The sequence below is a fragment of the Tardiphaga sp. 813_E8_N1_3 genome (assembly GCF_051811025.1).
Lineage (GTDB): Bacteria > Pseudomonadota > Alphaproteobacteria > Rhizobiales > Xanthobacteraceae > Tardiphaga.
In genome coordinates this window covers 5,495,835-5,509,124 of record NZ_JBPWQE010000001.1, presented here as the reverse complement: position 1 = coordinate 5,509,124, position 13,290 = coordinate 5,495,835, and the positions used below count along the sequence as shown (strand labels likewise).

Below are 13,290 nucleotides of genomic sequence, written 5' to 3'. Positions count from 1 at the left end.
CGCGAAGCTTCGTGTCGCGCGGGGAGAGGTGAAGCAAGTGCGTGGCCGTGCCCTAGATCACATGCTCCGGCGCGAGCGCGCAGGCTGAATTCGGGTCCATCTCGATCTGGATCGTCGCGTGCTCGATGCCGAAGTCGCGCTTCAGGCGCGCTGCGACTTCCATCAGATAGGCATCGCCAGGTGCGCCTGACGGGATCACCATGTGACAGGTCAGCGCCACTTCGGTGGTGCTCATGGGCCAGATATGCAGGTCATGCACCTGCGCGACGCCGGGGCATTTCTCCAGATAGGTACGGACTGCAGCAGGATCGATGCCGCGCGGGACGGCGGCAAGTGACATCGCAGTGGAGTCGCGCAAGAGGCTCCAGGTGCCCCAGACGATCAGCACGCAGATGCCGAGGCTGGTCAGGGCGTCGACCCACAGCCAGCCGGTGAACATGATGACGATCGCGGCGATGACCACGCCAACCGAGACCGCAGCGTCGGCGACCATATGCAGATAGGCGCCACGAATATTGAGGTCGCTGTCGCGGCCCGAGGCGAACAGCCAGGCGGTCACGCCGTTGATGACGATGCCGATGGTGGCGACGATCATCACGGTGATCTCGGCTACCGGTTCGGGATTGAACAGTCTTAACACGGCTTCCCAGGCGATGGCACCGACGGCAACCAGCAGGAACACTGCGTTGAAGAGTGCCGCGAGAATTGAAGAACCGCGCAAGCCATAGGTGAAGCGCGGCGTTGGCGCGCGCTTTGACAGCACAGCCGCGGTCCATGCGGCGATTAGCCCGAGCACATCCGAGAGATTGTGCCCGGCATCGGCCACGAGCGCCATCGAGCCGCTGGCATAGCCGTAAATCGCCTCGATGACGACGAAGACGGTATTGAGGCTGATGCCGATGGCGAAGGCCATGCCGAAACTCGCGGGCGCATGCACATGCCCGCCGGGGCCGTGCGCATGGCCGTGATCGCCTTGCGCGTGGCTGTGGCCCGCATGGTCGTGTGTGTGACCGTGGTCGTCATGATCGTGATGTGAATGCGCCATCGATGTTCCGTCGCGTGGTCTGACGGCATCCATAGCAAGTTATGATTTGGATACTATTACGGTGACCGATGCGCCTCTGTCGCCCCGATTACGGGGTCATATTAGAGCGATGACAAACCGGCTGCCGACGATGAATAGATAAATTCCAAACGCCATTTCCAGCGCGCGCTTCGACATCGCGTGTGCTGCCTTCACGCCGAGCGGCGCCACCAGCAGGCTGGTCGGCATCACCAGCAGCGCGCCGATCAGCGAGACATAACCGACAGCGAAGGGCAGCTGCAGCGCTGCGACGTCGGGGAAGCGCGCGGCGGCCGGCCAGCCGGCATAGATGTAACCGATGGCGCCGGGGATCGAGATCAGCACGGCGAGGGCCGAGGATGTCGCCACCGCCTGATGGATAGGCCGGCCGTAAAAGGTCATCAGCAGGTTGGAGAACAATCCGCCGCCGATGCCCATCAGTGTCGAAAGAAGGCCGACAAAGAAGCCATAGATCTTCATCAGCGGCCCGTCGGGCAGGTCGTCGCCGAGCTTCCAGCCATCGCGCGCGAGCAGCAGCCGTGCGGCTGCGGACCAGGCGACGGCAACGAAAACGATCTTGAACAGCCGCTCCGGGGCATAACGGGCTGTGACGCTGCCGATGACGACGCCGATCAGGATCGGCCACCACCACTTCCGCAGGATCTCCATATCCACGGCGCCGCGCGCCATATGGGCACGGAAGGACCGGATCGAGGTCGGGATGATAATGGCCAGCGAGGTGCCGATACAGAGCGGCATCCGCACTTCCAGAGGCACTCCGGCGATGCGGAAACACTCGTAAAATACGGGGACTAGGATGGCGCCCCCGCCTATTCCGAAGACGCCCGCCAGGAAACCGGCCAGTGCGCCGACGGCAATAAGAAGCGCCGCCAGTTCGACAATCTCGGTTACATTGAGCCCAGCCATTCCCGCCCCGATTGCTATTTGCTATCGCATCATGAAGTTCTCATGAATCGCGCTTCACCAAGGCTGTCAGCAACAAGCCTGGCAACTGTCAATACCCGCAAATGCAAGGCTCATTTGAAGCTCTGAACACCTGTTCGGAGTATGTCATTTCGCGATTGCACTGGTTGTTTTGAGTTCGTAAATAGAATTGCTCTACGCGATCCCCAATCGGGCACCGTCTGCCCATTAACCTGTCAAAGTTGCTAAATGACCGCTCGGATCGAACGTCCCCTTTCGCCGCATCTGCAAGTGTACCGCTGGACCCTGACGATGGCGCTGTCCATCGTGCATCGCGCTACCGGCGTCGCTTTGTATTTCGGCACCTTGCTTCTTGTCTGGTGGCTGATCGCCGCTGCGTCCGGCCCCGCGGCCTATGCTCATGTGCAGGCCTTCACCGGCAGCATCATCGGTCGCCTGATCGCATTCGGCTACACATGGGCGCTGATCCATCACGCCATGAGCGGAATCCGCCATCTCGTCTGGGATCTCGGTTACGGTTTCAAGCCTTCCGAACGTGAATGGCTCACCTGGGCCGCATTGATCGGCGGCATCGGCATCACCATCCTGCTCTGGATCATTGCCTATGCGATCGGAGGCGGACGATGAGCGGTTCCAATTCGCCCAAGTCGGTGCGCACGCCGCTCGGTCGCGTCCGTGGTCTCGGCTCCTCGCATTCCGGCACCTCGGACTTCTGGCGTCAGCGCCTGACCGCCGTGGCCATGCTGCTGCTGATGATCCCTGTGATCTTCATCGTGATGTCGCTTTTCAGAAGCAACCAGGCCGGCGTCGCGCAAGTCCTTGGTTCGCCGATCGTGGCTATCGTCATGCTGCTCTTCATCGTTGCCAGCATCTGGCACATGAAGATCGGCATGCAGGTCGTCATCGAAGACTATGTCCATGACGAGAAGATCAAGCTGATCTCGATCATCGGCAACAATTTCTTCTCTGCCGCCGTGGCGCTGGCATCGATCTACGCCATCCTTAAACTTTCATCCGGAGTGTAGCGCATGGCCGTCAACGGCACTGGCGCGAACGGCGTTGGCGGCCCCGCCACCAACGGCCACGCCTATCCCATCGAAGATCACACCTATGACGTCGTTGTCGTTGGCGCCGGCGGCGCCGGCTTGCGCGCGACCGTCGGCTGCGGCGAGGCGGGTCTGCGCACCGCCTGCATCACCAAAGTGTTCCCGACCCGCTCGCACACGGTTGCAGCACAGGGCGGCATCTCCGCCTCGCTCGGCAACATGCACGAGGACAACTGGCGCTGGCACATGTACGACACTGTGAAGGGGTCGGACTGGCTCGGCGATCAGGACTCGATCGAATATATGGTGCGCAACGCGCCCGACGCCGTTTACGAGCTCGAACACTGGGGCGTGCCGTTCTCACGCACCGAAGACGGCAAGATCTATCAGCGCCCGTTCGGCGGCATGACCATGGATTATGGCAAGGGCCAGGCCCAGCGCACTTGCGCCGCCGCTGACCGTACCGGTCACGCCATGCTGCACACCATGTACGGCCAGGCGCTGCGACACTCGGCCGAATTCTTCATCGAATACTTCGCTATCGATCTGATCATGGATGATCAGAACGTCTGCCGCGGCGTCATCGCGCTCAAGCTCGACGACGGCACGTTGCATCGCTTCAAGGCGCAGACCGTCATTCTCGCCACCGGCGGCTATGGCCGCGCTTACGCCTCCTGCACCTCGGCGCATACCTGCACCGGTGACGGTGGCGGCATGGCGCTGCGCGCTGGTTTACCACTGCAGGATATGGAATTCGTTCAGTTCCATCCGACTGGCATCTACGGTTCGGGCTGTCTCGTTACCGAAGGCGCACGCGGCGAAGGCGGTTATCTCGTCAACGCCGAAGGCGAGCGCTTCATGGAGCGTTACGCACCGTCGGCCAAGGACCTCGCCTCGCGCGACGTCGTTTCGCGTGCGATGACCATCGAAATCCGCGAAGGCCGCGGCGTCGGCAAGAAGAAGGATCACATCTTCCTCCATCTCGACCATCTCGATCCCAAGGTGCTGGCCGAACGTCTGCCGGGCATCTCCGACTCGGCGCGCATTTTCGCCGGCGTCGACGTCACCAAGGAGCCGATCCCGATCGTTCCGACGGTGCACTACAATATGGGCGGTATCCCGACCAACTATCACGGCGAAGTCGTCACCAAGAAAGACGGTGACGACAACGCCGTGGTGCAGGGCCTGATGGCTGTGGGCGAAGCCGCCTGCGTCTCGGTGCATGGCGCCAACCGTCTCGGCTCCAACTCGCTGATCGATCTCGTGGTGTTCGGCCGTGCGGCCGCGCTGCGCTGCGCCGAGAAGCTGACGCCGAATGGCAAGCAGCCTGATCTGCCGAAGGACTCGGCCGACCGCGCGTTGAGCCGTCTCGATCACTACCGCTATGCGAAGGGTGGCACCACCACCGCGAAGATCCGCGAAAACATGCAGCATGTGATGCAGACCAATTGCGCCGTGTTCCGCACCGGCGAAGTGCTGAACGAAGGCAAGGAGCTGATCCACAAGGTGTATGGCGGCATCGGCGATATCGCCGTCTCCGACCGTTCGCTGGTGTGGAATTCGGATCTCATCGAGACCCTGGAATTCGACAACCTGATCACTCAGGCTATCGTTACCATGGACTCCGCTGCAAACCGCACCGAGAGCCGCGGCGCCCATGCGCGCGAGGACTTCTCGGATCGCGACGACAAGAATTGGATGAAGCACACGCTGGCGTGGATCGACGGGGGCGGCAAGACCACCATCGATTATCGCCCGGTGCACGATTACACGATGACCAACGACGTTCAGTACATCGTGCCCAAAGCGCGCGTGTACTAATGATGATGACAGCGAAGGCTTGAGAGAATGGCTGAGTTCGCACTTCCGAAGAATTCAAAGATCACCGGCGGCAAGGAATGGCCGAAGCCGGCCGGTGCCACGCAGACGCGCGAATTTCGCGTCTATCGCTGGAATCCGGATGACGGCAAGAACCCGTCGGTCGACACCTATCACATCGACACCAACGACTGTGGTCCGATGGTTCTCGATGGTCTGATCTGGATCAAGAACAATATCGATCCGACGCTGACCTTCCGCCGCTCCTGCCGTGAGGGCGTCTGCGGTTCCTGCGCCATGAACATCGATGGCCAGAACACGCTGGCCTGCACCCGCGCGATGGACGAAGTCGACGACGGCGCCATCAAGGTCAATCCGCTGCCGCATCAGCCGGTCGTGAAGGACCTCGTGCCGGATCTTACCAACTTCTACGCCCAGTATGCGTCGATCGAGCCGTGGCTGAAGACCACCACGCCGACCCCGCAGAAGGAATGGAAGCAGAGCCATTCGGATCGCGAGAAGCTCGACGGTCTCTATGAGTGCATCCTGTGCGCCTGCTGCTCGACCTCGTGCCCGAGCTACTGGTGGAACAGCGACCGCTTCCTCGGCCCGGCTGCACTTCTTCAGGCCACCCGCTGGGTCAAGGACTCGCGCGACGAAGCCACCGGTGAGCGTCTCGACAATCTCGAGGATCCGTTCCGGCTCTATCGCTGCCACACCATCATGAACTGTGCCAAGGCATGCCCGAAGGGTCTCAATCCTTCCGAAGCCATCGCCGAGCTGAAGATGAAGATGGTCGAACGTCAGGTCTGACGTTTTACGGATCCAGATTTGCCGAAAAGGACACCGGTCTGCGTAAGCAGGCCGGTGTCCTTTTTGCTCATGATTTAAGCATATTGCCTCCTCGAATCCCGATCCCTCGGGGCTGCAACGCTATTTCTCGTTGAAAAGGGGACTCGCCAAGGTTGGCACGGGCTGTGCTAGCCTGTGCCTGATATTTGATCAGGGGGAGTTCTTCATGTTTCGTCAGCTGGGTTTGAGCGTGATGGCGGGTGCAGCGCTGCTGGCGTCTGCGCTATCCGCGAGCGCCGATACCGATGTCAAATTCGCGCTCGACTGGAAATTCGAAGGTCCGTCCGCGCCGTATTTCGTTGCGCTCGACAAGGGCTACTACAAGGCCGAAGGCCTCAACGTGACCATCGACTCCGGTCCGGGCTCGGTCGCCGGCATCGCGCGGGTCGCGGCGGGCACCTATCCGATCGGCTTCTTCGACATCAATTCGCTGGCGCGCTTCCGCGACCAGAATCCCGACAAGGACGTCAAGGGCGTCCTCATGGTCTATGACAAGCCGCCGTTCTCCATCGTCAGCATCGCCAAGTCGGGCATCAATTCGCCAAAGGACCTCGAAGGCAAGATCCTGGGCGCACCGGCGCCGGACGGTGCCTTCGCGCAGTGGAAGGCCTTCGTCAAAGAGAACAAGATCGACGACAGCAAGGTGAAGATCGAGAATGTCGGCTTTCCGGTGCGCGAGCCGATGCTCGCCGACGGCAAGGTCGATGCAATCACCGGTTTTTCGTTCTCGTCCTATTTCAACCTGATGTCGAAGGGTATCGCCGAGAAGGACATCAAGGTGATGCTGATGTCTGATTACGGCATCGTGCTCTATGGCAATGCCATCATGGTGAACCCCGAATTCGCCAAGGCTAATCCCAAGGTCGTGGCCGGCTTCGTGCGCGCGACCGTCAAGGGTATCATCGACACGATCAAGGATCCCGACACCGCGATCAAGTCGGTGATGAAGCGCAACGAGACCGCTGACGAGAAGATCGAACTCGCTCGCCTCAAGATGTCGCTGAAGGATAATTTCGTGACGCCGTGGGTGAAGGCCAACGGCGTCGGCGGCATCGATGAGAAGCGCATGACAGATGCCATCGATCAGATCGCTGTGACCTACGAGTTCAAGAATCCGAAGCCGAAGGCGGGGGATCTGTTCACGTCGGAATACCTTCCGCCGGCTGACGAGCGTAAGTTCTAAGCGTCGCGACAGAAGGCCAGGTCGTTTCGCATGGAAGCGTTCGTAGATATCGATGGCGTCACGCTGAAATACCGTGGCGCCTCGGGTGACATTGTCGCGCTTCAGGATGCGACGCTCAAAGTCCAGCGCGGCGAATTCGCCGCGGTGGTCGGCCCCTCCGGCTGCGGCAAGTCCACCTTGATGCGGCTCGTCACAGGCCTGCACAAGCCAACGGCCGGCACCATCGCCATCGACGGCAAGCAGGTGACGGGACCGGTGAAGATGGCCGGCATGGCGTTCCAGAACGCCAATATGCTGCCGTGGCGCAAGGTAATCGACAACGTACTGCTGCCGCTGGAAATCGTTGAGCCGCATCGCTCGCAGTTTCGTTCAAAGAAAGCGGAATTCCGCGCCAAGGCCGAGCAGCTTCTGGCCACGGTCGGCCTCGCCGGCTTCGGCGACCGCTATCCCTGGGAATTGTCAGGCGGCATGCAACAGCGCGTCTCGCTGTGCCGCTCGCTGATCCACGAGCCGGCCCTGCTGATGCTCGACGAACCCTTCGCCGCCCTCGATGCGTTTACGCGCGAGGAGCTGTGGTGCGTGCTGCGTGATCTGTGGCAGCGGCTGGGCTTCACCGTGATTCTGGTGACGCACGATCTGCGCGAAGCGGCATTCCTTGCTGATAATATCTACGTCATGAGCGCGCGCCCCGGTCACATCGTCCAGATCAAGCCGGTAGATTTCTCGCGCCCGCGCGATCTGCAGGTCACCTACGAGAAGGAGTTCGGCGACATCGTGATGGAGCTGCGCATGAAGATTGCACAGGTGCGCCAGTCATGAACCCGCGGACTTTCGAAAAGCTTTCGCCCTGGCTCTTCACCATTGCCATCTTCCTGATCTGGGAGCTGGCCTGCATCGTCTTCAAGGTCAACACGTCGGTGCTGCAGCCGCCGTCAGCCGCCTTTGCGGCGATGTTCAAACTCTGGCGGGTGTTCCTCTATCATTCCTGGGTCACGCTCTGGGTCACCATGGTCGGATTTGCTCTGGCCGTCGGCTTCGGCATCATTCTCGGTCTCGTGGTGGGCTGGTCGCGAGCGATCTATCGCGGGCTCTATCCGGTGATGATCGGTTTCAATACCATCCCGAAGGTCGCCATCGTGCCGCTGCTGATCCTGTGGTTCGGCATCGGCGAAGTGCCGGCAATCGTCACCGCCTTCCTGATTTCGTTCTTCCCGATCGTGGTCAATATCGCCACGGGTCTGGCGACAACCGAACCGGAACTCGAGGACGTATTGCGGGCGCTTGGCGCCGGCAAGCTCGACATCATGCTCAAGGTCGGCATTCCGCGTGCGCTGCCATATTTCTTTGGCTCGCTGAAGATCGCCATCACGCTGGCTTTCGTCGGCACCGTGGTGTCGGAGACGCTCGGCGCCAATGCCGGGCTCGGCTATCTGATCGCGCTGGAGGGCGCCAGCTTCCGTATGGCAAATGTCTACGCCGCTTTGCTGCTGCTCGCCTTTGAAGGGGTGCTTATGTATGCGGTGTTCGCGGGTATCGAGCAGCATTTCACCAAATGGGCGTTCCGGTCGCAGATGAGCGCGGGCGGCTAACGCCACAAGACTTCCTTCCGGTTAGAGCCGAGTTCCTGCCCGCGGCGCGGTTGGTGAGACACCGCCCTTGCGCTAGACTGCAGGGAGTCGGGCAGGCGCTTTGAAGACAGAACACCAAAATTCGTTGAGAACGCTGCAATGGATGATGGCCGCTTCGTTGGCCCTTCCGCTTGCATTGTTTCTGTTTGCGGCGGCGACGTCATGGGTGTCGACGCGCGAAATCGCCGACCGCGAGATCGAGCGCGCGCTCGATGTGGCGCATGAACACGCGTTGAAAGTGTTCGAGACCATCGATCGCAGCCTGTCCGAAATAAACGAGATCGTGCGCGGTAAATCCGACGACGAGTTGCGTGCGCAATCGAACCAGATGGCGGCCCGGCTAAAGCAGCTCACCGATGCGCTGCCGCAGTTGAAGTCGGTCTGGGTGTTCGACAACAAAGGCCGCGCGCTGGTCAACAGTCTGGATCTGGCGCTGTCGGATCTCGATTTCTCTGATCGCGATTACTACAGGGCCCATATCGCAGGTGATGCTGGCACGTTCATTGGTCAATCATTGTTGCCGCGCCCACCCTATCAGGGCGCGTCGTTCTTTGGGGTGAGCCGCAGGCGGGTCTCGGCCGACGGCAGCTTCACCGGCGTTGTGCAAGCCTCGGTCTTTCCGGAATATTTCGATCGTTTCTATGCGCGCATCGGTCACGATGCCGGGAGCTTCTTTGCGCTTGGTCTCACCGACGGTTCGATCCTGGCACGTTATCCGCAGCTCGATCGTGAGGTGCGGCTCGATCCTAAGGGGGCCGTGGGCCGCACCCTGTCGGCCCATCCCGCTGGAGGACTGGTTACGCTTGTCTCGCCTGGCGACAATGTCGAGCGCCGTATCGGCTATCAGCAGCTCGCCGGCTATCCGGTCTATGTCGCGGCAGGTCTTGAAACATCAGCGATCCGTGCGCGCTGGCTGCGCACCATCAGCTATCATCTGATCTTCGGCGTTCCTGCGACGGCGCTGCTGTTCCTGCTGCTGGTATTCGCGATCCGTCGCACCCGCCGGCTCAATTTCGAAGCGATGAAGCGGCGCGAGGCGGAGGAGGCTTTGAAACATGGCCAGCGGCTGGAAGCGCTCGGCCAGTTGACCGGCGGCGTCGCGCATGACTTCAACAACCTCCTTACCGTGATCCGCTCGTCGGTGGATCTGCTGCAACGGCCCGACCTCTCGCCGGATCGCCGTGCACGCTACATTGCAGCGATCTCCGAAACCGTGAACCGGGCCGCCAAGCTGACAGCGCAATTGCTGGCTTTTGCACGGCGCCAGACGCTGAAGCCTGAAGTGTTCGATGTCGGCCAATGCGTGCATTCGGTGAGCGAGATTATCGGCACGCTGACGGGCGCGCCCATCGAAATTATGACCCATGTGCCCGATGAGGCGTTGTTCGTGGATGCCGATATTGGTCAGTTCGAAACCGCGTTGATCAACATCGCGGTCAATGCGCGCGATGCCATGGCGGGCGAGGGGCGGCTGACGATCGCTGTCAGCGCGGCGGAGCAAATCCCTGTTGCGCTCGCCCTGAGGTCTGACGGCTATGTGGCGATCTCAGTATCCGACACCGGCGCCGGCATTCCCGCCGATCAGTTCGAGCGCATCTTCGAGCCATTCTATACGACCAAGGAAGTCGGGCAGGGCACTGGCCTCGGACTTTCGCAGGTGTTCGGCTTTGCCAAACAATCCGGCGGCGAGGTCGTGGTCGCGAGCGAAGTCGGCAAAGGCAGCACTTTCACGCTCTATCTGCCGCGCGTTTCCGGCAATAGCATCGCGCCAGCGCTGTCGGCGAGCGAAGCGCCTGTTGTCGATGGCCACGGCATGTCGGTGCTAGTGGTGGAAGACAATCGCGACGTCGGCACTTTTGCGACTGATGCGCTGAGCGAGCTTGGCTACACCACCGTGCTGCGGCCGAACGCTCAGGAAGCGCTTACCGAACTCGCCCGCCACGCCACGCACTACGACGTGGTATTCTCCGATGTGGTGATGCCTGGGATGACCGGCATCGAGCTGGCGCAGGAGATCCGAAAACTCTACCCGGATCTGCCGGTGGTGCTGACCTCCGGCTACAGCCATGTCCTGGCGCAAAACGGCACCTTCGGGTTCGAGCTGCTGCATAAGCCCTATTCGGTCGAGCAGTTGTCGCGCGTACTCAGCAAGGCCGGTACCTGGCGCAAAGCCCAGCGCGAGGCCGTTTAGCCGCTCGGGAACTTGAAGGAACCTTCTGATTTCCTTGGCGTTATCGCGCCATGAACAAGCAGTCCGTTAACGAATCTAAGCCCGCACCTGCATCCGAGGCGTCTGATGTGAAAGGGCCGATCGTCGGCGTCGTCGGCGAAGACGGCAAGCATATAGAGCCGCCGCCGCCCGAAGTGGCGGAGCCCGATCCGGATTTGACGCCGGAAGAAGCCGAGCAGGCGCGCAAGGACTATCTGCTGACCCGGTTCTGGATCAGCGCACGCGGCTTCTGGGGCAAGTCGGGCGACAGACTGGCCTGGATGTTCTCGATCGGGCTCGTGCTGTTGATTGTTGGCAATGTCGCGTTTCAATACGGCATCAATGTCTGGAATCGCGCGATCTTCGATGCCATCGAGAAGCGTGATGCGGCCAGCGTGTTTCATCTCACCGGCGTGTTTTTTCCGCTGGCGATCGGCAGCGTGCTTCTTGGCGTCGCGCAGGTCTATGGCCGCATGGGCATCCAGCGCCGTTGGCGCGCATGGCTGACCAATTCCGTGGTGTCGCGCTGGCTCACCAACGGCCGCTATTATCAGCTCAATCTTGTCGGCGGCGATCACCAGAATCCGGAATATCGGATCGCCGAAGATCTGCGCATCGCGACCGACTCGCCTGTCGATTTCGTCTCCGGCGTCATTGCCGCGTTTCTCTCCGCCACCACCTTCATCGTTGTGCTGTGGACCATCGGCGGCGCGCTGACGCTGACGGTGGGCGGCAACGTCATCACCATTCCCGGCTTCCTCGTCGTTGCCGCGATCATCTATGCAGCCATTGCATCCGGTTCGATCATGGTGATCGGCCGCCGCTTCGTGCAGATCTCCGAGGACAAGAACCAGGCCGAGGCCGAGTATCGTTATGCGCTTACTCGCGTGCGCGAGAACGGCGAGAGCATCGCGCTGCTTGGCGGCGAAGAGGAAGAGCGCGACGGGATCGACAAGACCTTCGGCAATGTCCTCAGGCAATGGGCGCGTCTCGCTGGCCAGCATATGCGCACCACGTTGGTGTCGCAGGGCTCGAGCCTGATCGCACCCGTCGTGCCGCTGCTGCTGTGCGCGCCGAAATTTCTCGATGGCAGTATGTCGCTCGGTCAGGTGATGCAGGCGGCGTCGGCCTTCACCATCGTGCAAAGCGCATTCGGCTGGCTGGTCGACAACTATCCGCGCCTTGCCGACTGGAACGCCTGCGCGCGCCGCATCGCCTCGCTGATGATGTCGCTGGACGGCCTCGAACGCGCCGAGCTTGGTGACGGTATCGGCCGTATCAAGCGTGGCGAAACGACGGATGAGACGATGCTGAGTCTGCAGGATCTCTCCGTGACGCTTGACGACGGCACTGCCGTCGTCGGCGATGCCGAAGTGAAGATCGAGCCTGGTGAACGTCTGCTTGTCGCGGGCGAGTCCGGCACCGGCAAAAGCACGCTGGTGCGCGCCATTGCAGGCCTGTGGCCATGGGGCGGTGGCAGCGTCAATTTCCATCCGGACCGGCGGCTCTTCATGCTGCCGCAGAAGCCCTATGTGCCGTCAGGCACCTTGCGGCGTGCGGCCGCCTATCCCGCGGCATCGGAGGACTGGACCGTCGAGCAGATCGGCGAGGCGCTCGAAAAGGTCGGACTCGGCCATCTCAAGGAGAAGATCGAGGAGGATGCGCCGTGGGACCAGACACTGTCCGGCGGCGAGAAGCAGCGGCTCGCTTTTGCGCGACTGTTTTTGCACCGCCCTGATATCATTGTGCTGGACGAAGCGACATCGGCGCTGGACGCGAAGAGCCAGGACAAGATGATGGAACTGCTCACCAAGGAGCTGCCCAACGCCACGGTGGTATCTGTCGCGCATCGAGTCGAGCTTGAAGCCTTCCACAGCCGCAAGATCGTGCTGGAACGTCGCAAGGGCGGCGCGAAGCTGGTCAGCGACATCGATCTCATCCCGCGCAAGGGTAAGCGCCGTCTGCTCGGTCGCTTCCTGCGCCAGCGCAAGCCGGCCAGGAGCGCGGCGTGACACCATGCGCTATGAGGCGCTTGCTGCGTGTTTCGACTTAGAAGAAGTTGATCTTCAGCGCCGGCGACAGGAAGATCGCGATATTCGCGAAAAGCCCACCCGCATAGGCAGCCGAGCGCAGCGACGATTGATCCGCGATGTACAGTAGCGCATGCGCGATTCGAAATGCGAGATAGAGCGCGGCCAGCACGCTCACGGTCGTCGCCGACGCGCCGAAGTTCAGCGCTGCGATGACCGAGGCTGCATAGAACGGGAAGCTTTCGAAGGCATTCTGATGCGCGGCATAGGCGCGGCGTTTGGCGCCTGAAAGGTTCTCGGCGCTGTCGCGCGGTGCGCTGTTGTCGCGCGACCCCGCTTTGGCATAGCCAATAATGATCAGCGGCAGCAGTGCAGCAATCAGAATGCTCCAATAGGCGAACGGCATCGAAATCCCCCAAGTGAAATAGTATGGCCAAACTGCGTCTTGATGAGCGGTTCCTGTTCCGCTGTCAAACCCGACTGCCAAGCGGCGTTCTGCTCTCCCGGAACATCGCG

Annotated in this window: 12 protein-coding genes; 9 read left to right on the top strand and 3 right to left on the bottom strand. The window is 61.2% G+C overall.

Features of this window, described 5'->3' with window-relative positions; all coding sequences use genetic code 11:
• Positions 1–52: 52 nt before the first annotated feature.
• Both AB8A33_RS26020 and AB8A33_RS26015 read right to left on the bottom strand, forming a co-directional pair.
• Complete coding sequence (locus tag AB8A33_RS26020; RefSeq protein WP_439095427.1) at positions 53–1,045, bottom strand: cation diffusion facilitator family transporter; 993 nt, start codon at positions 1,043–1,045, stop codon at positions 53–55.
• A 96-nt stretch (positions 1,046–1,141) separates the two neighbouring features.
• Positions 1,142–1,990 carry a sulfite exporter TauE/SafE family protein gene (locus tag AB8A33_RS26015; RefSeq protein WP_439095426.1) on the bottom strand — a complete coding sequence of 283 codons (849 nt, stop codon included), beginning with the start codon at positions 1,988–1,990 and terminating at the stop codon, positions 1,142–1,144.
• Between the two features lie 246 nt (positions 1,991–2,236).
• Here AB8A33_RS26015 and sdhC point away from each other — a divergent pair, with 246 nt between their 5' ends.
• The 9 genes from sdhC (at position 2,237) to AB8A33_RS25970 (ending at position 12,756) form a co-directional block, all read left to right on the top strand.
• Positions 2,237–2,635 carry a succinate dehydrogenase, cytochrome b556 subunit gene (gene sdhC / locus AB8A33_RS26010; RefSeq protein WP_068737900.1) on the top strand — a complete coding sequence of 133 codons (399 nt, stop codon included), beginning with the start codon at positions 2,237–2,239 and terminating at the stop codon, positions 2,633–2,635.
• Positions 2,632–3,033, top strand: a complete 402-nt coding sequence (gene sdhD / locus AB8A33_RS26005; protein WP_439095425.1) for a succinate dehydrogenase, hydrophobic membrane anchor protein — start codon at positions 2,632–2,634, stop codon at positions 3,031–3,033. Before sdhC ends, sdhD begins: the two co-directional genes overlap by 4 nt.
• Before the next feature lie 3 nt (positions 3,034–3,036).
• Positions 3,037–4,875, top strand: coding sequence for a succinate dehydrogenase flavoprotein subunit (gene sdhA, locus AB8A33_RS26000; RefSeq protein WP_439095424.1), 1,839 nt, complete (start codon positions 3,037–3,039; stop codon positions 4,873–4,875).
• A 27-nt stretch (positions 4,876–4,902) separates the two neighbouring features.
• Complete coding sequence (locus tag AB8A33_RS25995) at positions 4,903–5,685, top strand: succinate dehydrogenase iron-sulfur subunit (protein ID WP_068737894.1); 783 nt, start codon at positions 4,903–4,905, stop codon at positions 5,683–5,685.
• Between the two features lie 205 nt (positions 5,686–5,890).
• On the top strand, positions 5,891–6,907 hold the full coding sequence (locus AB8A33_RS25990) for an ABC transporter substrate-binding protein (RefSeq protein WP_439095423.1): 1,017 nt from the start codon (positions 5,891–5,893) through the stop codon (positions 6,905–6,907).
• Between the two features lie 30 nt (positions 6,908–6,937).
• Positions 6,938–7,726 carry an ABC transporter ATP-binding protein gene (locus AB8A33_RS25985; RefSeq protein ID WP_439095422.1) on the top strand — a complete coding sequence of 263 codons (789 nt, stop codon included), beginning with the start codon at positions 6,938–6,940 and terminating at the stop codon, positions 7,724–7,726.
• Positions 7,723–8,496, top strand: coding sequence for an ABC transporter permease (locus AB8A33_RS25980; RefSeq protein WP_439095421.1), 774 nt, complete (start codon positions 7,723–7,725; stop codon positions 8,494–8,496). The genes AB8A33_RS25985 and AB8A33_RS25980 overlap by 4 nt, the downstream gene beginning before the upstream one ends.
• Before the next feature lie 100 nt (positions 8,497–8,596).
• The gene (locus AB8A33_RS25975; RefSeq protein WP_439095420.1) at positions 8,597–10,726 is read left to right on the top strand and encodes an ATP-binding protein; all 2,130 of its coding nucleotides are present in this window, start codon (positions 8,597–8,599) and stop codon (positions 10,724–10,726) included.
• A 50-nt stretch (positions 10,727–10,776) separates the two neighbouring features.
• Positions 10,777–12,756, top strand: a complete 1,980-nt coding sequence (locus AB8A33_RS25970) for an ABC transporter ATP-binding protein/permease (RefSeq protein ID WP_439095419.1) — start codon at positions 10,777–10,779, stop codon at positions 12,754–12,756.
• Between the two features lie 37 nt (positions 12,757–12,793).
• Here AB8A33_RS25970 and AB8A33_RS25965 read toward each other — a convergent pair whose 3' ends face one another.
• Positions 12,794–13,180, bottom strand: coding sequence for an MAPEG family protein (locus AB8A33_RS25965; RefSeq protein WP_439095418.1), 387 nt, complete (start codon positions 13,178–13,180; stop codon positions 12,794–12,796).
• Positions 13,181–13,290 lie beyond the last annotated feature (110 nt).

Coding starts and splice junctions, on each gene's coding strand:
- sdhC (WP_068737900.1), top strand. CDS start 2,237: ATGACCGCTCGGATCGAACGTCCCCTTTCGCCGCATCTGCAAGTGTAC.
- AB8A33_RS26015 (WP_439095426.1), bottom strand. CDS start 1,990: ATGGCTGGGCTCAATGTAACCGAGATTGTCGAACTGGCGGCGCTTCTT.
- AB8A33_RS25970 (WP_439095419.1), top strand. CDS start 10,777: ATGAACAAGCAGTCCGTTAACGAATCTAAGCCCGCACCTGCATCCGAG.
- AB8A33_RS25990 (WP_439095423.1), top strand. CDS start 5,891: ATGTTTCGTCAGCTGGGTTTGAGCGTGATGGCGGGTGCAGCGCTGCTG.
- AB8A33_RS25965 (WP_439095418.1), bottom strand. CDS start 13,180: ATGCCGTTCGCCTATTGGAGCATTCTGATTGCTGCACTGCTGCCGCTG.
- sdhD (WP_439095425.1), top strand. CDS start 2,632: ATGAGCGGTTCCAATTCGCCCAAGTCGGTGCGCACGCCGCTCGGTCGC.
- AB8A33_RS25985 (WP_439095422.1), top strand. CDS start 6,938: ATGGAAGCGTTCGTAGATATCGATGGCGTCACGCTGAAATACCGTGGC.
- AB8A33_RS26020 (WP_439095427.1), bottom strand. CDS start 1,045: ATGGCGCATTCACATCACGATCATGACGACCACGGTCACACACACGAC.
- sdhA (WP_439095424.1), top strand. CDS start 3,037: ATGGCCGTCAACGGCACTGGCGCGAACGGCGTTGGCGGCCCCGCCACC.
- AB8A33_RS25980 (WP_439095421.1), top strand. CDS start 7,723: ATGAACCCGCGGACTTTCGAAAAGCTTTCGCCCTGGCTCTTCACCATT.
- AB8A33_RS25995 (WP_068737894.1), top strand. CDS start 4,903: ATGGCTGAGTTCGCACTTCCGAAGAATTCAAAGATCACCGGCGGCAAG.